This is a genomic window from Actinomadura kijaniata (assembly GCF_014138665.1).
Taxonomy (GTDB): domain Bacteria; phylum Actinomycetota; class Actinomycetes; order Streptosporangiales; family Streptosporangiaceae; genus Spirillospora; species Spirillospora kijaniata.
Window position 1 is genome coordinate 464,072 of sequence record NZ_JACJIA010000004.1, and the last position, 20,316, is coordinate 484,387.

13 protein-coding genes are annotated in these 20,316 nt (G+C 73.4%); 5 read left to right on the forward strand and 8 right to left on the reverse strand.

Features of this window, described 5'->3' with window-relative positions; genetic code table 11:
- The first annotated feature begins 64 nt into the window (after window positions 1-64).
- From HNR61_RS18200 to HNR61_RS18210, 3 genes are all read left to right on the forward strand, one after another.
- Window positions 65-3,037 carry a glycoside hydrolase family 3 C-terminal domain-containing protein gene (locus tag HNR61_RS18200; RefSeq protein ID WP_312897955.1) on the forward strand — a complete coding sequence of 991 codons (2,973 nt, stop codon included), beginning with the start codon at window positions 65-67 and terminating at the stop codon, window positions 3,035-3,037.
- Between the two features lie 95 nt (window positions 3,038-3,132).
- Window positions 3,133-5,973: a beta-galactosidase gene (locus HNR61_RS18205; protein WP_182844326.1), complete on the forward strand. Its 2,841-nt coding sequence runs from the start codon at window positions 3,133-3,135 to the stop codon at window positions 5,971-5,973.
- Between the two features lie 129 nt (window positions 5,974-6,102).
- Entirely contained in the window at window positions 6,103-7,119 is a 1,017-nt protein-coding gene (locus tag HNR61_RS18210) for a zinc-binding dehydrogenase (protein WP_246442997.1), read from the forward strand.
- A gap of 157 nt (window positions 7,120-7,276) precedes the next feature.
- Here the strand turns inward: HNR61_RS18210 and HNR61_RS18215 are convergent, their stop codons facing one another.
- Both HNR61_RS18215 and HNR61_RS18220 read right to left on the reverse strand, forming a co-directional pair.
- Window positions 7,277-8,989 carry a glycoside hydrolase family 6 protein gene (locus HNR61_RS18215; RefSeq protein WP_182844327.1) on the reverse strand — a complete coding sequence of 571 codons (1,713 nt, stop codon included), beginning with the start codon at window positions 8,987-8,989 and terminating at the stop codon, window positions 7,277-7,279.
- 15 nt (window positions 8,990-9,004) lie between these two features.
- Window positions 9,005-10,510 (reverse strand): cellulase family glycosylhydrolase, encoded by a 1,506-nt coding sequence (locus HNR61_RS18220; RefSeq protein ID WP_182844328.1) that lies wholly within the window; start codon window positions 10,508-10,510, stop codon window positions 9,005-9,007.
- 262 nt (window positions 10,511-10,772) lie between these two features.
- Between HNR61_RS18220 and HNR61_RS18225 the strand changes: the two genes are divergently transcribed.
- On the forward strand, window positions 10,773-11,828 hold the full coding sequence (locus tag HNR61_RS18225; RefSeq protein WP_182844329.1) for a LacI family DNA-binding transcriptional regulator: 1,056 nt from the start codon (window positions 10,773-10,775) through the stop codon (window positions 11,826-11,828).
- Window positions 11,829-11,883: 55 nt separating this feature from the next.
- Here the strand turns inward: HNR61_RS18225 and HNR61_RS18230 are convergent, their stop codons facing one another.
- From HNR61_RS18230 to pdhA, 4 genes are all read right to left on the reverse strand, one after another.
- Window positions 11,884-14,538 (reverse strand): cellulose binding domain-containing protein, encoded by a 2,655-nt coding sequence (locus tag HNR61_RS18230; protein WP_182844330.1) that lies wholly within the window; start codon window positions 14,536-14,538, stop codon window positions 11,884-11,886.
- 204 nt (window positions 14,539-14,742) lie between these two features.
- Window positions 14,743-16,080 (reverse strand): dihydrolipoamide acetyltransferase family protein, encoded by a 1,338-nt coding sequence (locus HNR61_RS18235; RefSeq protein WP_182844331.1) that lies wholly within the window; start codon window positions 16,078-16,080, stop codon window positions 14,743-14,745.
- Complete coding sequence (locus tag HNR61_RS18240; RefSeq protein WP_182844332.1) at window positions 16,077-17,093, reverse strand: alpha-ketoacid dehydrogenase subunit beta; 1,017 nt, start codon at window positions 17,091-17,093, stop codon at window positions 16,077-16,079. Before HNR61_RS18240 ends, HNR61_RS18235 begins: the two co-directional genes overlap by 4 nt.
- 11 nt (window positions 17,094-17,104) lie before the next feature.
- Window positions 17,105-18,259, reverse strand: coding sequence for a pyruvate dehydrogenase (acetyl-transferring) E1 component subunit alpha (gene pdhA / locus HNR61_RS18245; protein WP_182844333.1), 1,155 nt, complete (start codon window positions 18,257-18,259; stop codon window positions 17,105-17,107).
- 140 nt (window positions 18,260-18,399) lie between these two features.
- Between pdhA and HNR61_RS18250 the strand changes: the two genes are divergently transcribed.
- Window positions 18,400-19,119 carry a GntR family transcriptional regulator gene (locus HNR61_RS18250; protein WP_312897957.1) on the forward strand — a complete coding sequence of 240 codons (720 nt, stop codon included), beginning with the start codon at window positions 18,400-18,402 and terminating at the stop codon, window positions 19,117-19,119.
- Here the strand turns inward: HNR61_RS18250 and HNR61_RS18255 are convergent.
- Entirely contained in the window at window positions 19,091-19,507 is a 417-nt protein-coding gene (locus tag HNR61_RS18255) for a pyridoxamine 5'-phosphate oxidase family protein (protein WP_182844335.1), read from the reverse strand. The two genes, HNR61_RS18250 and HNR61_RS18255, sit on opposite strands and share 29 nt — an antisense overlap.
- Window positions 19,508-19,588: 81 nt before the next feature.
- Window positions 19,589-20,284, reverse strand: coding sequence for a GntR family transcriptional regulator (locus tag HNR61_RS18260; protein WP_182844336.1), 696 nt, complete (start codon window positions 20,282-20,284; stop codon window positions 19,589-19,591).
- Between the last annotated feature and the right edge of the window lie 32 nt (window positions 20,285-20,316).

Below are 20,316 nucleotides of genomic sequence, written 5' to 3' on the forward strand. Positions count from 1 at the left end.
TCGACCAAAAGGAGAGTCGGTGCGCACCACCCTTCGAAGGGCCCGCCCGCCTAGGAGCAGAGCGGTGAGGACCAGGACGACGGCCCTGCTGCTGGCCCCGGCCCTGGCGGTGACCGCCCTCGCGGCCGTTCCGGCGCAGGCGCGGCAGTCCTACCCGTTCCAGAACCCCCGGCTGTCGGTGGACGCCCGGGTGAACGACCTGGCCGGCCGCCTCACCCTCGACGAGAAGATCTCCCTGCTGCACCAGTACCAGCCCGCGATCCCGCGGCTCGGGATCAAGCGCTTCAAGACCGGCACCGAGGCGCTGCACGGCCTGGCCTGGTCCACCGACGTCAACGCGGGCGGCGCCGTCCGCACCGCGAGCGCCACCGTCTTCCCGCAGTCGGTCGGCCTCGGCGCGACCTGGAACCCCGACCTGCTCAAGAAGGTCGGCTCGGCGGTCGGCGACGAGGCGCGCGGCTACAACAAGGAGAACTCCGACGTCTGGGGCCTCCAGTTGTGGGCCCCGGTCGTCAACCTGCTGCGCGACCCGCGCTGGGGCCGCAACGAGGAGGGCTACTCCGAGGACCCGCTGCTGTCGGGGCTGCTCGGCACCGCCTACGGCAAGGGCATGCAGGGCGACCACCCCAAGTACCTCAAGGCGGCCCCGGTGGTGAAGCACTACCTGGCCAACAACAACGAGGTCCGCCGCGACACCACCTCCTCCAGCCTGCGCCCGCGGGTGAAGAAGGAGTACGACGAGGTCCCGTTCAAGCTGCCGCTGTCGGCCGACGCCGCCACCGGCGTCATGACGGCCTACAACCTCATCAACGGCCGTCCCGCCACCGCCCACGCCGACGCCAACGACCTGGTGCGCGCCTGGGCGTCCAAGACGCTGTTCAACGTCACCGACGCGGGCGGCCCCAACAACCTGGTCAACTCGCAGAAGTACTACGGCAGCCTCGCCGAGGCCGACGCGGCCACGATCAAGGCGGGCGTGGACAGCTTCACCACCGACGACACCAACTCCGCCAAGACCATCGCCGCCGTCAAGGAGGCGCTGGACAAGAAGTACCTGGCCGAGCGCGACGTCGACACCGCCGTGCGGCACATCCTCAGCATCCGGGTGCGCCTCGGCGAGTTCGACCCCGACGGCGGCCCCTACGCCAAGATCACCAAGAGCGTGGTCAACAGCCCGGCGCACCAGCGCCTGGCCCGGCAGGCCGCCACCGAGCAGACCGTCCTGCTGAAGAACCAGAACGGGGCGCTGCCGCTGGACGCGGCCAAGAACAGGAAGGTCGCGGTCGTCGGCCCGCTCGCCGACACCCTCTACACCGACTGGTACTCCGGCGCGCTGCCCTACAAGGTCACCCCGCTCGCCGGGATCCGCGACCGGCTCGGCTCCGCCGGGACCGTCACCGGCAGCGAGGGCGCGGACCGCATCGCCCTCAAGGACGCCGGCAGCGGGAGGTACGTCACCGCCGGGACCGGCGCGGCGGGCGCGCCGCTGAAGCTGTCCGCCGAGAAGCCGGGCGCGGCCGAGCAGTTCGACGTGTTCGACTGGGGCCAGGGCGTGGTCACCCTGCGCAGCGTCGCCAACGGCAAGACCGTCGGCCGCTTCAACTGGGGCGACACGATGGTCAACGACCAGGACCAGCCCAACGGCTGGTTCGTCCAGCAGATGTTCAAGCTGGAGCGCGACGGCGACGGCGTCCTGCTGCGCTACGCCGGGTACGAGAAGGCCTACGACTGGGCCGAGCCCGCCAAGACCTACCTGAAGGCGGGCGACGACGGCACCCTCGTCCTCGCGCCCAAGGGCGATGCCACCCGCTTCACCCGCGAGGTCGTGCGCGACGGCGTGGACGAGGCGGTCAAGGTCGCGACCGGCGCCGACACCGCCGTCGTCGTGGTCGGCTCGATGCCGTTCATCAACGGCCGCGAGGACCACGACCGCACCACCATGGCGCTGGCCGAACGCCAGTCCGAGCTGATCAAGGCGGTGCGCAAGGCCAACCCCAACACCGTCGTCATCGTGGAGAACAGCTACCCGACCACCCTCACCTGGGAGCAGGACAACGTCCCGGCGCTGCTGTGGACCAGCCACGCCGGAGCCGAGACCGGCAACGCGCTGGCGAGCGTCCTGTTCGGCGACGCCAGCCCGTCGGGCCGCCTGCCGCAGACCTGGTACCGCTCCGAGAACGACCTGCCCGACATCCTCGAATACGACATCATCAAGACCGACCGCACCTACCTGTACTTCAAGGGCAAGCCGCTGTACCCGTTCGGGCACGGGCTGTCCTACGGCTCGTTCCGGTACGGCAAGCCGCGCCTGAGCAGCCGTTCCACCGCGGCCAACGGCACCGTCACCGTCCAGGTGCCGGTCACCAACACCTCCCGGACCGCCGCCGACGAGGTCGTGCAGCTCTACACCCACCAGCGGACCTCGCGGGTGAAGCAGCCGGTCAAGCAGCTGCGCGCGTTCCAGAAGGTCCACCTGAAGGCCGGGCAGACCCGCGCCGTCACGCTGAAGCTGCGGGCCGCCGACCTGGCCCACTGGGACGTCACCCGCAACCGCTGGACCGTGGAGAAGTCCACCCACGACCTCCTGATCGGCTCCTCCTCCGCCGACATCCGCCAGCGCGCCACGCTGGCGGTGCGCGGCGAGAGGATCCCCGCCCGCGACCTGACGAAGCCGACCCGCGCCGCCGACTTCGACGACCAGCAGAACGCCCTGCTGGTCGACGAGTCCAAGGTCCGCGGCGACGCGGTGGGCGCGGACTCCGGCGGATGGATCAAGTTCGCCGGCGCCGACCTCGGCAGGGGCGTCACCGGGATCAAGGCCAGGGCGGCGCGCGAGGCCGAGGGCGGCACGACCGTCCAGGTCCGCCTGGACCGCCCCGACGGCCCGCTCGCCGGAACGCTGACGATCCCCTCCACCGGGGACCGCTACGCCTACCGGGAGGCCACGGCCGCGCTGACCGGCGCGACCGGACGCCGCGACGTCTACCTGGTGTTCGGCGGCGACGCGCGGCTGAGCTCCTTCGCCCTGACCCGCTGATCCCGACCCGCTGATTCCGCATTCCGGACCGGCGTCCCGCCCGCGCTCCACACACCCCCGCGCGGGCGGGACGTCTCCCGAAAGGAACACCAGCCATGCGCCGAACAGCAGCCCTCCTGTCCGCGCTCCTCGTCTCCCTCTCCCTGCTGGCCGCCCCCGCCACCGCCCAGCCCCCCGCCCAGCCCCCCGCCCAGGCCTCCGCCCAGACCTCCGCTCCCTCCCCCCGCGTGACCTACGACCGCCACTCGGTGTCGGTCGACGGCCGCCGCGTCCTGCTGTGGGCGGGCGAGTTCCACTACTTCCGCCTGCCGAGCCCCGAGCTGTGGCGCGACGTGCTGGAGAAGATCAAGGCCGCCGGGTTCAACGGCGTCTCCCTCTACTTCCACTGGGGCTACCACTCGCCCGCCCCCGGCCGGTACGACTTCACCGGCGTCCGCGACGTGGACCGGCTGCTGCGCCTGACCAAGGAGCTCGGCCTGCACGTGGTGGCGCGCCCCGGCCCCTACATCAACGCCGAGACCACCGGCGGCGGCCTGCCCGCCTGGCTGAAGAACGTCCCCGGCCGGGCCCGCTCCAGCGACCCCGGCTACACCCGCGCCTACCGCGAGTGGCTGGACCGCATCAACCCGGTCATCGCCCGGCACCAGCACACCCGGGGCGGCTCGGTGATCCTCTACAACGCCGAGAACGAGTACGCCGCCAACACCGACCCCGCCTACATGGAGGACATCAAGAAACGGGCCCGCGCCGCCGGGATCGACGTCCCCATCACCCACAACCAGTGCTGCGACGCGTCCTGGACGCCCAAGTGGGCCGAGGGCGAGGGCGCGGTGGACATCCCCGGCGTCGACGACTACCCGCAGGGCTTCAACTGCCGCGAGACCGACGTGTGGGGCGTGTGGGGACCCGGCCTCACCGAACGCCTCAGCGAGAAGGCCCCCGCCTACGCCGCCGAGTACCAGGCGGGCGCGATCGACCAGCAGAACGCGGGCTACGACAAGTGCCGCGAGCTGACCGGCCCGGCGTTCATGAAGGTCTACTACAAGTCGAACCTGGTCGCCTCCGGCGCGACGATGTTCGGCTACTACATGGCGTTCGGCGGCACCAACTGGGGGCGCCTCGCCCAGCCCAACGACGTCTACACCTCCTACGACTACGGCGCGCCCATCACCGAGAACCGGCAGCTCACCGCCAAGTACGACGAGTTCAGGCGGCAGGGGTACCTGGCGACCACCGTCGCGCCGCTGACCCGCACCGACCCGGCCACCGCGCCCGCCTCCGACGACGCGGCCGTGCACACCGAGTCCCGCGCCAACCCCGACGACGGCACGCGGATCACGCTGGTGCGCCACCCCGACCGCACCACGAACGCCGACGCGTCGGCGAACGTCACCTGGAAGACCGCCACCGGCACCCACACGCTGCCGGTCCGGCTCAAGGGCCGCGACGCCAAGCTGCTGCTGTCCGACTACGCCATGGGCGGCCAGCGCCTGGCCGTCTCGACCTCCGAGCTGCTCACCCACACCCGGCCCGGCGGCCGGGACGTCGCCGTCCTGTACGGCACCGAGGGGGTCCCCGGAACGACGATCCTGCGCTACGCCTCCGCGCCCACCGTCAAGGTGCTGGAGGGCGAGGCCCGCGCCTCCTACGCGGGCGGCGACCTGCGGCTGGACTACACCCACCGCGGACTGACCCGCGTCCGGATCACCGGCGGCGGGCGGCCCCCGCTGCTGCTGATGCTCGGCACCGAGGCGGAGGCGGCGAGGTTCTGGCGGGTGGACGGCACGCTGGTGCGAGGCACGGACCTGGTGCGGTCGGCCCGCACCGCCGGGACCACGGCCGACCTGCGCGCCGACACGGCCAAGGCCGGTCCGGTCGAGGTGTTCGCCCCGGTCCGCCGCCTGCGGCTGAACGGCCGGACGCTGCCCGCCCGCGCCACCCCCAGCGGCTCGCTGCTGGCGACGGCGCCGGGCCCGCGCCCGGTGCGCCTGCCCGGCCTGAAGGGCTGGCGGATGGCCGCGGGCGCCCCCGAGGCGGACCCGGCGTTCGACGACTCCGGCTGGACCGTCGCCGACCGGACCACCACCGTCAGCCCGCACAAGCCGAAGACCCTGCCGGTGCTGTACGCCGACGACTACGGCTACCACCACGGCCACGTCTGGTACCGGGGCCGCTTCACCGCCACCGGCGACGAGACGACGGTGAAGCTCAACGCGATCACCGGCCGGGGCGGTGTCTACCAGGTGTGGCTGAACGGCCGCCCGCTCGGCTCGGCGGCGGGCGGCGAGCAGAAGGACGCCGACGCCCCGGTCAACCCCGACCCCGGGCCGGGGACCTTCACGATCCCGTCCGGCCTGCTGGAGAAGGGGAAGGAGGCCGTCCTGTCGGTGCTGGTGGAGAACATGGGCCACAACGACGACTGGACCGCCGACGACCTGCGGCACAAGCAGCCGCGCGGCCTGGTCGCCGCCGCCCTGCCCGGCTCGGCCGCCGCGCTCACCTGGAGGATCCAGGGCGCGCGCGGCGACGACCGGGCGCGCGGCCCCCTCAACACCGGCGGCCTGCACGGCGAACGCGCCGGATGGCACCTGCCGGGCCACGCCGACCGCTCCTGGGGGCGGGCGTCGTGGCGGGTGGAGCCGGGCGTCACCTGGTACCGCACGACCGCCGGCCTGAACCTGCCGAAGGACCATGACGTCCCCGTGGTCCTGCGCGTCAGGGGAGGCACCGGCAAGTACCGGGCGCTGCTGTTCGTCAACGGCTGGAACATGGGCGAGTACGTCGCCGGGGGAGTGCAGCGCGACTTCACCCTCCCGGCGGGCGTGCTGCGGGAGCGGGGCCGCAACACCCTCGCCCTCGCGGTCGTCGCCCAGGAGCCCGCGACGGTCGGCTCGCTGAGCCTGGAACCCGTCGCGGTCCACCGCGCCGCCCGCTGAGGGAGGCACCGGCCGAACGAGGCCCGGACCTCGCGCCGCCGCCCGCCGTCTCCGGCCCGGAGACGGCGGGACGGAACACGGCGGGGTCCGGGCCTCGCCGCCGTGCGCGCGCCCGCATGATGGGCATCCATGATCGACGAGGAGGCGACGATGTCCGACGTGATGCGGGCCGTGGTGCTGAGCGGCCCCGGGCCCGTGGAGAACCTGCGGCTGGCCGAGCTGCCGCTGCCCGAGCCGGGGCCGGGCTGGGTCCGGATCCGCGTGGAGGCGTTCGGGATCAACCGCTCGGAGCTGCACACCCGGCTCGGGCTGGCCCAGGGGGTGACGTTCCCGCGCGTGCCCGGCATCGAGGCCGCCGGGGTCGTGGACGCGGCGCCGCCCGGCAGCGCCCTGGAGCCCGGCCGGCAGGTGGTGGCCATGATGGGCGGGATGGGGCGGACCTTCGACGGCGGCTACGCCGAGTACACCTGCGTGCCCGAGCGGCAGGTCATCCCCATCGCCACCGACCTGCCGTGGGAGGTGGTCGGCGCGCTGCCGGAGATGCTCCAGACCGCCAACGGCTCGCTCACCACCGGACTGGACCTGCGGCCCGGCCAGACCCTGCTGGTCCGGGGCGGCACCTCGTCGGTCGGGACGGCCGCCGCGGCGCTGGCCCGGGACATGGGCGCCACCGTCCTCGCCACCACCCGGCGGCCGGAGCGGTTCGAGGCGCTGCGCGCCGCCGGCGTGGACCACCCGATCGAGGACACCGGGCGGATCGCCGAGGCGGTGCGCGCGATCGTCCCCGGCGGGGTGGACGCCGCCCTGGAGCTGGTGGGCACCCCGACCCTGCGCGACACCCTGGCCGCCACCGCCGTGCACGGCACCGTCTGCTTCACCGGGATGCTGTCCAACGAGTGGACCGTCGAGGACTTCTACCCGATCGAGTACATCCCCACGGGCGTGCGGCTGACCGCCTACGGCGGCGACGCCTCCGACCTGCCGCCGCAGGTGTTGCGGCGGACGCTGGACGCCGTCGCCGCGGGCCGCCTCTCGTTCCCCGTCCACCGGGTCTACGACGGGCTGGAGGAGGTCCGCCGGGCCCACGCCGACATGGAGGCCGACGCCGCCGTCGGCAAGCTCGTCGTCCGCGTCCGCCACCGCTGAACGCGTCCTGACAAAAACGCGGCGGGAAAATAGCGGCACATTCCCCGGAACGCGGAATCGTGGCGTGCCGTGCGGCACGCCACGATTCACGGGGATTCGACGATCATTCGACAGCGGACCGTCGGTGATTCGACGGCGATTCGACGGTGGGAACGGATCAGTCGAGCGCCGGGTAGGCGTTCTTCAGCAGTTCCTGGAACTGCTCGGAGGACCAGTGGCCCGACAGCGGCATGTTCGGCCGCGCGCCGGACATGTTGTGGTTGTTCCGCGGATTGCCCTCGTAGGTCGGGTCGCACATCCGGTCGAAGCCCTTGCCCTCGTTGTTGGGGATCTCGCGGCTGGCCCCGTCGGACTCGCCCGGGGGCTTCATCCACACGTAGGCGTCGATGCCGGGCTCCGGCGCGGCCTTGGGACGCTCGCCGAGCCCCGCCCCGGCCTGGTTGCACCAGTTGCCCAGGTGGATGCGGCGGTCGATGCGGCTGCCGTCGACGTAGGCGTCCACGCTGGTCTTCGGGCCGGGACCGGTGGGCCGGTCCGCGCCGCCCCAGCCGTTGCGGGAGGTGTCGATCAGCACGCCGACGCCGGGGTCGAAGCCCGCCTGGACCAGGCGCTGCCGCATGCCCTGCGCGTAGCCGGTCTCATCGACGTACCAGTTCCAGTCGACCCACTTGGACTGGCGCACCGAGGTGCCGTTGACGGAGTCGTTGATGCCGAAGTACGGCTCCTTGGTCGCGCCGTAGTTGGCGGTGTTGGTGATGAAGCCGTGGACGTTCTTGACCGACCCCGAGTCCTTGGCGACCTGGGCGAGCAGCTCGGCGGACGGGCCGAGGTTGGTGTCCCAGCCGAGCCAGCCGTGGTGGCCGATGTCCAGGTAGTTGTAGACGTTGGGGATCGCCCCGAACTGCTTCAGCGCGTAGGCGATGCCCGCCTGGTAGTTGCCGTTGGCCTTCATCGTCTCGCAGTTCTCGGTCCAGGTGGGCCGCGGCTTGACGTTGGTGACCAGGTTCGGCAGCGAGTCGATCTCCACGACGGTGACGATCCGCAGCCTGGCGTACCTGGCGTCCTTCAGGATGGCGGTGATCGGGTCGATGTACCGGGTCTTGTAGTCGTCGATCTGGTCGGCCTTGAGCTCGCCGTTGGAGGCCAGCGCCGAGCAGTCGCGGCCGGGCAGGTTGTAGACGACGAGCTGGACGACGCCCGCGCCCTGCTCCAGCGCCTTGTCCAGGTGGGCGCGCAGGCCCATCCCGCCGTTGACGCCCTGGATCGCCGCGGTGCGGTCCAGCCACACCCCGGTCGGCTGGTCGGCGATCCTGCTCCCGCCGGGCTCGGCGGCGGCCCTGGCCGACCACTCGGGGTTCACGTACGCCTTGGCCCCGGCGTACGGGTTGTCCACCCGTCCGCCGGGCGGGTCGGTCGGCGGATCGGTGGGCGGGTCGGTCGGGCCGGTCGAGCCGGTGCAGAGGACGCCGTTCAGCTTGAACGCGGCGGGCTTGTCGTTGGTCCCGCTGAACGTCGCCTGGAAGCCGGGCGTGACGGTGGCGCCCTTGCCCAGCGGCGCCGCCCAGGACGGGTTCTTGACCGTGACGCGCTTGCCGGCCTGGGTGAACTCGCCGTTCCAGCCCTGGGTGACCTTCTGGTCTCCGGCGAAGTCCCACTCCAGGGCCCAGCCGTTCAGCGCGTCGCCGAGGTTGGTGACGGTCACGCTGGCGGTGAAGCCGCCGGACCACTGGTTGACCGCGTAGTCGACCTTGCATCCCGCGGCGGCGCCGGCCGGGAGCTGGGCCAGCGCGACCGTCCCGGAGGCCAGCAGCAGCGCCGCCGCCCCGGCCGCCGCGCCGCGGCGGGGGAGTCGGATGGGGGGTGTTCTCATCTTCTCGGATCCTCCTCAGGATCGGGCCAGGGCGCGCAGATGGTCGCGGAGACCGGCGCCGTAGGGGGTGGGCGTGCCGTCGTAGGAGCTGATGAGGGCGGGGCCGCTGGAGCAGTTCCAGGTGTTCCAGGTCCAGCCGAGGTAGGAGGCGCCCGGCAGCCGGTCGAGCCAGGCCATCAGGGCGTCCACGTAGGAGTGGCCGCAGGTGTTCTCGCCGATCTCCCCGGCGACCAGCGGGACCCTCGCGGCGACCGGGGCCAGGGTGCGTTCCCAGCACTCGGCGTTGGAGCAGGTGTTGAAGTTGTAGGAGTGCCAGGCCGCCGCCAGGTTCCCGGTGGGGTCGTCCGGGCGGTGCTCCAGCCACCGGCCGAGGTCGTTGGAGTAGGCGATCCCGGCGGCCAGGACCACGTTGGCCGCCCCGGTGCCGCGCACGGCGTCCAGCAGGTCGCGCATCCCGGCCGCCCGGTAGGTGAGGCCGGTGCAGGCGTCGCCGCCGTCGCGCCAGCACTTCCAGGCCTGGTCGCGGTCCATGGTCTGGAGGAAGTCGGGGAACGGCTCGTTGAACAGGTCGAACACCACCTCGGTGCGGTCGCGGTAGGCGGTGGCGACCTGCTTCCAGAACTCGGGGGCGTACCGGGCGTCGGGCATCGGCTTCTGGCAGACGGCGTCGGCCGTGGAGCAGTGCGAGCCGTGCCCGGTGTACAGGCCGTTGCTCCAGTGCAGGTCGAGGATGGGGGTGAGGCCGTTGCGGAGCAGCAGGTCCACGTAGGCGCGGACCTGCTCCTGGTAGGCCGCGCCCCGGTAGGCGGCGGAGACGTTCGGCAGGCCGAGCCAGCAGTCGGCGTTGAGGGGGACGCGGACGGCGTTGACGTTCCAGCCCTTGATGGCGGCGACCGAGGCGGCGTCCATCGGGCCGTCCCAGAAACCCCAGCCCTGCACGCAGGCGAACTCGCCGCCGGACCGGTTCACCCCGCGCAGCCGGACGGTCCTGCCGTTCGCGTCGACCAGGGTGTTGCCCGAGACCTTCAGCTCGGGCGCGGCCGTGGCCGGGGGCGTGGTCGGGGGAGTGGTGGGCGGCGTGGTCGGGGCGCCGCCGCCGCAGGGGGCGCCGTTGACGCTGAACGCCGTGGGGGCGTCGTTGCGGCCGCTGTGGGAGAAGGTGGCCCCGGTGGTGACCTGCGCGCCGGTCGGCAGCGCGGCGTTCCAGCTCTCGGCGGTGACGGTGACGTCGCGACCCGACTGGCTCCAGCGGCCGTTCCAGCCCTGCTGGAGACGCTGGTCGCCGGTGTGGGAGAAGGTCAGCGTCCAAGTGGCGAGGGCGGGGCCGCGGTTGGTGACGGTGATCCGGGCCGTGAAGCCGGTGCCCCAGTCGTCGGTGGCGTAGCCGACCTCGCACCGGACGGCGTCGTCGGCGGCGGCGCGGAGGGCTCCGGCGCCGCCGGGGACGACGCCGAGCGCCAGCGCCACCAGACACAGCGCGCGGACCGCCGGGGCGAGGACCGCGGTGGCGGGCAGTCTCATGGGACCTCCGATCGGCGGGCGGGGGAACGCACTTTATGGGAGCGCTCCCACAACAAAGTCGTGGCGAACGTAAGCCGGTCCGCGCCCGGAAGGAAGTGCTTTTCACGCCTTTCACGGTCTTTCTCGGAAAGGAAAGGTCGGGTTGACGTAATTGGTGCGGTGGTCTTGACAGGATGTTCCTTTTCACCGATCTTGGGAGCGCTCCCATATTCCCCGCCCGGCCCGGTGGGGCCGGAACTCCACCCCAGAAGGGAGTGCCGTCATGGCGTACGCCGACTCCTGCACCGAATCTCCCGAGGCCGGCACCGGAACCGTCGACCGGGCCCCGACCCTGTCCCATGTCGCCGCGCTCGCCGGGGTGTCCCCGGCGACCGCCTCGCGGGTGCTCAGCGGCTCGGCCCGCGTCAGCCGCGCGGCCCGCGACCAGGTCGAGGCGGCGGTCCGCCAGCTCGGGTACGTCCCCCGCCGCTCCGCGCTGCGCGCCGCCCCGCCGGGAACGGCGGTCGCGGTGGTGCTGTGCGAGGACAGCGAGCGGGTCTTCGCCGACCCCTTCTTCGCCCGCCTGCTGCACGGCGTCGAACGGGAACTCGACGGCCGGGCCCCGCTGGCGGTCCTGATGGCGGGCCGGGACGCGCGGGCGCTCGGCGACGGGTGCGCCGCGCAGTACCTGCGCGGCGGCCACGCCGCCGGGGCGCTGGTGGTCGGGGCGCGCCGCGACCACCCCACCGTGCTGGCGCGGACCGGCCCGCCCGTGGTGCTGGCCGGACGGCCGCTGTGCGGGCCGCCGCTGCCGTTCGTGGACGCCGACAACCTCGGCGGCGCCCGCCTGGCGGTCCGCCACCTGCTGGCGTCCGGGCGCACCGCCGTCGCGACCATCGCCGGCCCCCCGGACATGAGCGCGGGCGCGGACCGGCTGGCGGGCTACCGGTCCGCCCTGGCGGAGGCCGGGCTGTCGGCCGACGGGCTGGTGGCGCGCGGCGACTTCGGGCGGCTGTCGGGCGAGCACGCGATGAACCGGCTGCTGGCGCGGCGGCCGGGGCTGGACGCGGTGCTGGCCGCCTCCGACGCGATGGCGGTCGGCGCGCTGGGCGCGCTGCGCCGCGCGGGCCGCCGGGTGCCCGACGACGTGGCGGTCGTCGGGTTCGACGACGGCCCGTTCGCGCAGCGGGCGGTGCCCCGGCTGACCACCGTGCGGCAGCCCGTGGAGGAGATGGGCGCGCGCCTGGTGCGCGAGCTGCTGGACCGGCTCGGCGGGCGCCGGGGCCGGGACCGGGGCGTGGTGCTGAGGACCCGCCTGGTCCGCCGCGACTCGGCCTGACGCGGGGGCCGGCGCGGGGGCCGGTCGGCCGGGGGACCGCCCGGCCCCCGCGCGGTCACCCGGCCGTGCAGGAGGGGGCGATCTCCGCCGGCGCGCCGGTGGCGGTGAACCCGAACGAGGTGGCGCCGCCCGCGGCCAGGGAGCCGTTCCAGGACTCGTGGACGGCGGTCACCGCCGTCCCCTGCTGGGCGACCCTGGCGTTCCAGGAGGCGGAGACGGTCCGTCCGGCGGCGAAGGTCCAGGTCACCTTCCAGCCCTTGACAGGGGAGGCGCCGGTGTTGGTGACGGTGACCTCGCCCTGGTGGCCGCCGGACCAGGAGCCGGTCTGCCGGTAGACGGCCTTGCAGCCGGTCTCCGGGGCGGGGCCGGGGGAGCCGCCGCCGAGGTCGCCGTAGACGATGCCCCGGCCGTTGGTGCCGAGGTAGACGCGGCCGTAGACGCGCGGGTCGCCGGTGAGGGCGTCGCCCATGTTGCCGTACCGGTGCCGGTCGTCGTTGACGCGGACCCAGGTGGCCCCGGTGTCGTCGGACCGGAACAGCCCGTCCTGGCCGTCGACGGTCGCGACCAGGTAGACGGCCGGGCGGGTGCGGCCGGGCGCGGCCTTGCCGAACCCGACGTTCACCGCGCCGGTCACGCCGGGGAGCCTGGCGAACGTGGCCCCCGCGTCGGTCGAGCGGTACAGGCCGGTGTCGCCCGCCACCCAGATCTCGCCCTCCGCGCCCGGCACGGCCTTGAACCGGACCCGCCCGGTCGGCAGCCCGGTCGCGGCGGCGGTGAACGACCGGCCGCCGTCGGCGCTGACGTGGAGCCCGCCCCCGGCGAGCGCGTAGAACCTGCGCGGGTTCACCCGGTCGGACTCGACGACGGCGTTGGCGGGCACGCCGGTCGCGCGGGTCCACCCGGAGTCCGGGCCGGTGGCGTGCACGACGGGCTGACCGGCGTCGCCGGGCGCCCAGACGAAGTTCGCGCCGTCGGCCCCGGCCGCGACGGTGCCGCCCCGGTTCACGCCGGACGGCTCGGGCCCCTGCGTCCAGGTCGCGCCGCCGTCGGTGGAGAACGCCACATGGCTGTCGGCCGGGCGGTCGGCGTCGGTGAAGTCGCCCGCCCGCACCATGACCCCGGGCCTCGCCTCGGCGTAGTCCAGGCTCGTGCCGCTGGTGAAGTTCGGCCGGGTGAACATCATCTCCGGCACCCGGTCCAGGGTCGCGTGCCGGAACCCGCCCAGGTCGAGCAGGGCGCTGACCAGCGGCGCGCCGCTCGGCGGGCTGACCAGGTCCTGGACGGCCGTCTCCTCCAGCCCCTTCACCATCGGCCGGACGGTGAACCGCCCGCCCCGGTCCCAGGCGGTGAGGTCCTCGGTGCCGTACAGGGTCGCGCCGGTCCCGTACATCAGCCGGTCGGAGTCGAACGGGTCGATCTCCACCGACTCGGTCATCCAGCCGAGCTTCGGCGCGGTCTCCGGCGGGGCCGGGGTGGCGCCGAACGTGAGCCACGGCGTCGCGGTGACGTCCATCCGGTAGCGGAGGGAGCGGTCGGGGTAGCCGGAGTAGTCCCAGGCGCGCGTCCACGTCCTTCCCGCGTCGGTGCTGCGGAAGAACACCACGTCGGGCCACCACGACATCTGGGTGGCGACCATCAGCGTGCCCGGCCGGTTGCGGTCCACGGTCAGCCCGCTGTAGCCGAAGTGGGCGTCGGCGCTGTCGGACGGCACCGGGCTGATCCGGGTCCACGCGCCGGAACGGGTGTCGAGCTTCCACACGTCGCCCTTGGACCCGTCGTAGGGGCCCGCCGTGTCGCTGGTGGCGATGTAGAGCGTGCGCGAGGCGGCGTCCAGCACGCCCTTGTGCGCGATGTATCCGGTGGGCGCGCCCGGCACCGGTTCCCAGGTCGTCCCGGCGTCGGTGCTGCGGTACACCGTGTTCCTCTTGTCGGCGACGCCGACGTAGATCGTGCGGGTGGGCGACCCGGCCGTCCCGGTGCCCTCGTCGAACGTCACCCACACCACGCCCGGCCGGTGGCTGCCGTAGCCGCTGGGGTCGGACGGGTCGTCGGCGTGGTCGCCGACGGCGGTGAGGCCGGTGACCCTCGACCACGTCGCGCCCCGGTCGGCGCTGCGCCACAGGCCGTTGCCCTCCGGCGCGCCGAGGTACAGGACGCGGTTGTCGTGGGGGTCGACGGCGAGCCGCTCGCCCATGCCGCGTCCGGGCATGTTGCCGCCGAGCTTGAACGGCAGCGCGGCGGTCTGCCAGGTCCGGCCCCGGTCGGCCGAGCGCAGGACCGCGCCCCGGCCGGGGTCCCAGTCGTTGGTGTACATGCCGACGGCCGCGTACACCCGGTCGGCGTCCACCGGGTCGGCGGCCATGCTGATCACGCCGTTGTGGCCCCACCGGTCCCGGCCGACCCAGTCCAGCAGCGGCGTCCAGGACCGCGTGGCCTGGTCCCAGCGGTAGGCGCCGCCGATGTCGGTCCGCGCGTAGACGAGGTTCCGCTCCTTGCGGCTGAACACGATCCCTGGGACGAATCCGCCGCCGCCGATCTGCACGTTCTTCCAGGTGTAGCCCTCGGCGGCCACGGCGGGGGAGACGGCCGGCGGGACGGCGGCCAAGGCGGTCAGGGCGGTGGCGGCGAGGGTCAGCGCGGCCAGGGCGGCGGGCGGGGCGGGGGTTCGACGCACGGCGTCCTCCTCGGGTGGGGCTGCCAGGAGGATCATCGAACCGCTTCGACGAGGCAATGCCTGGCCGCCCGCGCGCCGATCTTTCATGGCCGGTTCCGTCCGGCGCCGCGTCCACCTGCGGGAACGCGAACGGTGCCGGGAAAGGAAGCGGACACGCGAAGGCCCCGCCGTGTGGGGCGGCGGGACCTTCGGGTCTCGTGCGCGCGGGTCCCGCGCGCGCCGGGCGGCGGTGCCGGCGCGTCAGGCGACGATGCGCAGCGGGTTCTCCAGCAGCTCGGCCAGGGTGGCGAGGAACCGGGCGCCGGTCGCGCCGTCGGCGGCGCGGTGGTCCACCGACAGGGTGATCGCCATGCGCTTGCCCGGAACGATCTGGCCGTCCTTCACGACCGGTTCGTCGCGGACGGCGCCGACGGCCAGGATCGCGGCCTCCGGCGGGTTGATGATCGCCGAGAACTCCTTGATCCCGAACATGCCGAGGTTCGACACCGAGAACGTGCCGCCCGACATGTCCTGCGGGGCCAGCTTGCCGTCGCGGGCCCGCCCGGCCAGCTCGCGGGTCTCGGCGCCGATCTGCGACACGGTCTTGCGGTCCGCGTCCTTGATCACCGGGACGAGCAGGCCGTCCTCGACCGCCACCGCGATGCCCACGTGCACCCGCCGGTGGTGGACCAGGGCCTCCTCGGTGAAGGAGACGTTCATCTCCGGGTGCTCGCGCAGCGCGGTCGCCACGGCCTTGACGACCAGGTCGTTGACGCTGACCTTGGCCGGGTCCAGGGCCTGGTTCAGGGTGACCCGGAAGTTCAGCAGCGCCTCGGCGTCCACCTCGCGGGTGAGGTAGAAGTGCGGGACGTTCTGCTTGCTCTCGGTCAGGCGGCGCGCGGCGACCTTGCGGAAGCGGTTCAGCGGGACGCGCTCGACGTCCTCGTCCGCGGCGGCCACGGCCGGGGCGGCGGGCCGGGGGGCCTGCGCGGCCGGGGCCGGGGCCGGGGCCGGAGCCGGGGCCGGGGCCGGAGCCGGGGCGGCGGCGCCGCCGTTGCGGATGGCGGCCTCGATGTCGGCGCGGATGATCCGCCCGCCGGGGCCGGTGCCGGTGATGGCGTTCAGGTCCAGGCCGTGGTCGCGGGCCAGGCGGCGGGCCAGCGGCGAGGACGGCGGGCGCGAGCCGGCGACGCCGTTGGACGCCGGGCGCTCCTCGGCGGCCGGGCCGTTCGCGGCGACGGCGGCGGGCTCGGGCTCCTTCTCCTCGGCGGCGGGCGCGGCGGGCGCGGCGGCGGGCGCGGCCTCGGCCTTGTCCTCGGCCTTGTCCTCGGTCTTCGGCTCGGCCTTGGGGGCCGGAGCGTCGCCCGCGCCGCCGACGACGGCGATCGGCTGGCCGATCCGCGCGGTCTCGCCCTCGGCGACCAGGACCTCGGTCAGCGTTCCGGCCTCGTACGCCTCGTACTCCATGACGGCCTTGTCGGTCTCGATGTCGCACAGGACATCGCCGACGGCCACCTCGTCGCCCGGCTTCTTGTGCCAGGCGGCGATGACGCCCTCCTCCATAGTGTCGGAGAGGCGGGGCATGAGGATCTCGGTCATCGGGCGGTCTCCACGGTGGAACGGCCGGTCGCGCGGAGGGTCTCGCGACAGACGGTGAGCAGGTCGTCGCCGGACGGCAGCGCGGCCATCTCCAGCGACTTGGCGTAGGGCAGCGGCACCTCGGCCATCGCCACGCGGCGGACGGGGGCGTCGAGCCAGTCGAAGGCGCCCTCCTGGATCGTCGCGGCGATCTCGGCGCCGATGCCGTAGGTGAGCCAGTCGTCCTCGGCGACGACCGCGCACCCGGTCTTGCGGACCGACTCCACGATCGTCTCGCGGTCCAGCGGGCGCAGGCTGCGCAGGTCCACGACCTCCGCCGAGAAGCCCTCGGCGGCCAGCTTCTCGGCGACGTCGCGGGCGACGTGCGCCATCCGCGAGTAGCCGATGATCGTGATGTCGGTGCCCTCGCGGGTCACGGCGGCCCGGCCGATCTCGGCGGGCTGGACCGTGGACAGGTCCTCGGGGACCTCGCCCTTGGTGTTGTAGAGGGCGAGGTTCTCCAGGAACAGCACCGGGTCGTCGTCGCGGATCGACGCCTTCATCAGCGCGACCGCGTCCAGCGGGTTGCTGGGCGCGACGACCTTCAGGCCGGGGACGAACGCGTAGTACAGCTCGACGTTCTGCGAGTGGGTCGCGCCGAGCTGCTGGCCGCCGCCGCCGGGCGTGCGGATGACCATCGGCACGCTCTTCTGGCCGCCGAACATGCCGTAGATCTTGGCGGCGTGGTTGACGATCTGGTCCAGCGCCAGCAGCGAGAAGTTGATCGTCATCAGCTCCACGACCGGGCGCAGGCCGAGCATCGCCGCGCCGATGGCGGCGCCGACGAAGCCCTCCTCGGCGATCGGGGTGTCCTTGACCCGGCGCGGGCCGAACTCCTTGAGCAGCCCCTCGGTGATCTTGTAGGAGCCCTCGAAGACTCCGATCTCCTCGCCCATGAGCAGGACGTTCTCGTCGCGGAGCATCTCGGCCCGCAGCGTGTCGCGCAGGGCCTGGCGGTAGGTGGTGATTGCCATCGTGCGGCCTCTCAGACGCGGAACAGCGGGTCGGCGGGAAGGCGCGGGACGTCGTTCGGCACCGGGGTGGCGTAGGTGTAGTCGAACAGCGTCGACACGTCCGGGTGCGGGCTGTCGTCGGCGAACGCGGCGGCCTCGGCGACGATCTCGGCGACCTCGGCCTCCAGGCGCTCGACGTCCTCGGCGGTCAGCAGCCCGGCGTCCTGGAGCTCCAGCTGCGCCTTGGCCAGGGGGTCGGCGGCCTTGAGGGCCTCCTTCTCCTCCTTGGTGCGGTACTTGGCCGGGTCGACGACCGAGTGGCCGCGCAGGCGCGGGCTGGTGGCCTCCAGCAGGAACGGCCGGCTGTTCTCGCGCGCGTACTCCACGGCCTCCCTGGCCGCCTTGTGCACGGCGAGGACGTCGGTGCCGTCCACGCGGGCGCTCTCCATGCGGTAGGCCGCGCCGCGCTTGTACAGCTCGGGCTCGGCGGCGGAGTTCTCCACCGTGGTGCCCATGCCCAGCCCGTTGTTGATGATCACGAAGACGACCGGCAGGTCCCACAGCGCGGCGATGTTCAGCGACTCGTGGAACGCGCCGATCGCGGCGGTGCCCTCGCCCATCTGGACCATCACGACGTCGTCGGAGCCGGTGTAGGTCACCGCCAGCGCCGCGCCGGTGGCCAGCGGGAGCTGACCGCCGACGATGCCGTAGCCGCCGAGCAGCCGGGCCTCGGTGTCGAACATGTGCATCGACCCGCCCCAGCCCTTGGACACGCCGGTGGAGCGCCCGTACAGCTCGGCCATCACGCGCCGCGGCTCGATGCCCTTGGCGATCGCGTACCCGTGCTCGCGGTAGTTGGTGAACAGGTAGTCGGTGGGGCGCAGCGCCGACATCAGGCCGACGACCGTGGCCTCCTCGCCGAGGTTCAGGTGGCAGTAACCGCCGATCTTCGCCTCGGTGTAGGCGCGCGCGGTCCGCTCCTCGAACCGGCGGATCAGCAGCATCTGCCGGTAGAACTCCACGCGCGCCTCGTTGTCGGCCGCCTGCCGGGCGACCGCGCTGGCCCGCTGGTCGGCGGGCTTGGCGGAGCCCTTGCGGGCACCCTTGCTGGAGCCCTGGCCCAGGGCGTTCGCGGCGCGGGTCGTCCTGCGGCTGCGGGCCGGGGCGGCCTTTGTGGTCTCAGGCATCGGCTTCTTCCTCCGTCGGGGGATGTGCCACGGGATCACCGCGCCACTCACCGATCATCATTGATCAATGATCGATCATATGACCTCCGTCAAGGGGTCCGCACCAGGCGCGCGGAAGGGCGCCCCCTACCATGGGGTGCGTGAACGCCCCGTCCGCCTCCGCCCAGCCCGCCCCCGGCGACGATTCCCCCGCCCCGATCCAGCGCACCGGACTGGTCGACCAGATCCGCGAGTTCATCGTGGACGGCATCAGCACCGGCCGCTGGCAGCCGGGCGACCGCATCGTGGAGCGCCGCGTCGCCGCCGAGCTGGGTGTGAGCCAGGGGCCGGTACGCGAGGCGTTGCGCCTGCTGGAGACGTTGCGGCTGATCGAGACGCTGCCCAACCGGGGCGCCCGGGTGCGTCCGTTCACCGAGCGCGAACTCGGGGAGATCTTTCCGGTGCGGGCCGGTCTGGAGCGCACCGCCGCCGAGCTGGCGCTGCCCCGGATCAAGGCCCGCCTCGACGAGCTGGAGGCCCAGAACGCCCGCCTGGCCGAGGCCGCCCGCGCGGGCGACCTGGACCGGCAGATCCGGTTGAGCATCGATTTCCACCGTGTCGTCGTCGAGTGTTCGGGTAACCGGTTGCTTGCGTCGGTGTGGGAGGGACTGGGCATCGAGCTGTGGACGACCCTGTCCCTGCGCCTGCACAAGACGGAGATCTACTCCAAGTCCGCCGAGCACGCCCGGCTGATCGAGGCGTTCCGCGCCCAGGACCCGGCCGCGCCGCAGATGCTGCACGACCACGTGATGAACTACGCGCCGCTCGGCTGCCTGCCGGGCGACGGCGGGGTCAGGGGGAGCGCAGCCGCCGACCGGTGACCTCGGTCGGGGTGAGCCGGATGTGGGCCTCGCGGTCCCCGTCCGGCCACGGCTCGACGGGGGCGCGTTCCCCCTCGGGCATCCGCCGCGCGCCGCCGCGCAGCAGCACGCTCCAGCCGGTGTGGGTCTCCTCGTCGATCCGGTCGACCTCGAAGGCGATCCGGACGTCGGCGTCGGTGAACAGGGTGTCCAGGGACCGGTTGAGCCGCCCCGACAGCGTGGTGCTGAACACGACGGTCTCCCCGTCCAGGGCGAAGTTGACCGGGGTCACCGCCGGTCCCTGGCCGTCGTCGAACCCGACCCGGCCGACCGAGACGCCGGCGATCAGGCGCAGGCATTCGGCGCGGTCGAGTTCCTCCAGCACGGAATGGTCGGTCGGCTGACGCATCTTGTCCCCCCGAAACGAGCGTCGTTCACGTCCCGTTCCATCCCTTACCGGGTTCGGCGGGGTTAACCCTCGCCGGGCGGGTCAGGTGAGGGCCCGGTAGGCGGCGGTGAGCTGGGCCTCGGCGTCGTCGAGGTAGGAGCGCAGCTCGCGTTCGGCGGCCTCCCGGTCGCCGCGCCACAGCAGGTCCGCGATCATCCGGTTGCGGTGCAGGTAGGGCTTGTGGAACTCCCGGGGCGAGCCCATCACGTGGAACACCAGGCGCAGTTCGGCCAGGATCCGCCGCATGGTGTCGTCCACGCGCGGGCTGCGGCACAGCGCCCCGAGCGCGCCGTGGAAGGCGATGTCGGCGGTCCCCACCGAGGCCCAGTCCCCGGTGGCGGCGGCGCGTTCGCCCTGCTCGACGGCCTCGACGACGCGCGCGACCGCCACCGGCCCGGCCGCGGCGGCGTTCTGGACGCCCGCGCACTCCAGGATGCGCCGCATCCGGTACACGTCCACGAGGTCCTCGACCGTCAGCCGCCGCACGAACACGCCCCTGTTGAACTCGTGCACGACCAGGCCCTCCATGGCCAGCAGCCGGAACGCCTCGCGCATCGTGTTGCGCGACACCCGCGCCGCCGCGCACAGCTTGTCCTCCGGCAGCCGGTCGCCGGGCTCGAGCCGCCCCGAGGCGATCTCCCCGCGCAGCAGGTCGGCGACGCGGATGGCGGTGCTGGACCGGCCGAGGTCGTGGCTGGCCGCCTCGATCCGGGAGATCCACTCCTGCTGCGCCGTCATCGGCCCCCCCGCTGGTCCCGGTCCGGTGGACC

What these genes read in the sequence shown, in the direction of transcription:
- HNR61_RS18235 (WP_182844331.1), bottom strand. Translation starts at nt 16,080, where the DNA reads ATGACCGAGATCCTCATGCCCCGCCTCTCCGACACTATGGAGGAGGGC.
- HNR61_RS18260 (WP_182844336.1), bottom strand. Translation starts at nt 20,284, where the DNA reads ATGACGGCGCAGCAGGAGTGGATCTCCCGGATCGAGGCGGCCAGCCAC.
- HNR61_RS18255 (WP_182844335.1), bottom strand. Translation starts at nt 19,507, where the DNA reads ATGCGTCAGCCGACCGACCATTCCGTGCTGGAGGAACTCGACCGCGCC.
- HNR61_RS18220 (WP_182844328.1), bottom strand. Translation starts at nt 10,510, where the DNA reads ATGAGACTGCCCGCCACCGCGGTCCTCGCCCCGGCGGTCCGCGCGCTG.
- HNR61_RS18215 (WP_182844327.1), bottom strand. Translation starts at nt 8,989, where the DNA reads ATGAGAACACCCCCCATCCGACTCCCCCGCCGCGGCGCGGCGGCCGGG.
- HNR61_RS18225 (WP_182844329.1), top strand. Translation starts at nt 10,773, where the DNA reads ATGGCGTACGCCGACTCCTGCACCGAATCTCCCGAGGCCGGCACCGGA.
- HNR61_RS18230 (WP_182844330.1), bottom strand. Translation starts at nt 14,538, where the DNA reads ATGATCCTCCTGGCAGCCCCACCCGAGGAGGACGCCGTGCGTCGAACC.
- HNR61_RS18240 (WP_182844332.1), bottom strand. Translation starts at nt 17,093, where the DNA reads ATGGCAATCACCACCTACCGCCAGGCCCTGCGCGACACGCTGCGGGCC.
- HNR61_RS18205 (WP_182844326.1), top strand. Translation starts at nt 3,133, where the DNA reads ATGCGCCGAACAGCAGCCCTCCTGTCCGCGCTCCTCGTCTCCCTCTCC.
- HNR61_RS18210 (WP_246442997.1), top strand. Translation starts at nt 6,103, where the DNA reads ATGATCGACGAGGAGGCGACGATGTCCGACGTGATGCGGGCCGTGGTG.
- pdhA (WP_182844333.1), bottom strand. Translation starts at nt 18,259, where the DNA reads ATGCCTGAGACCACAAAGGCCGCCCCGGCCCGCAGCCGCAGGACGACC.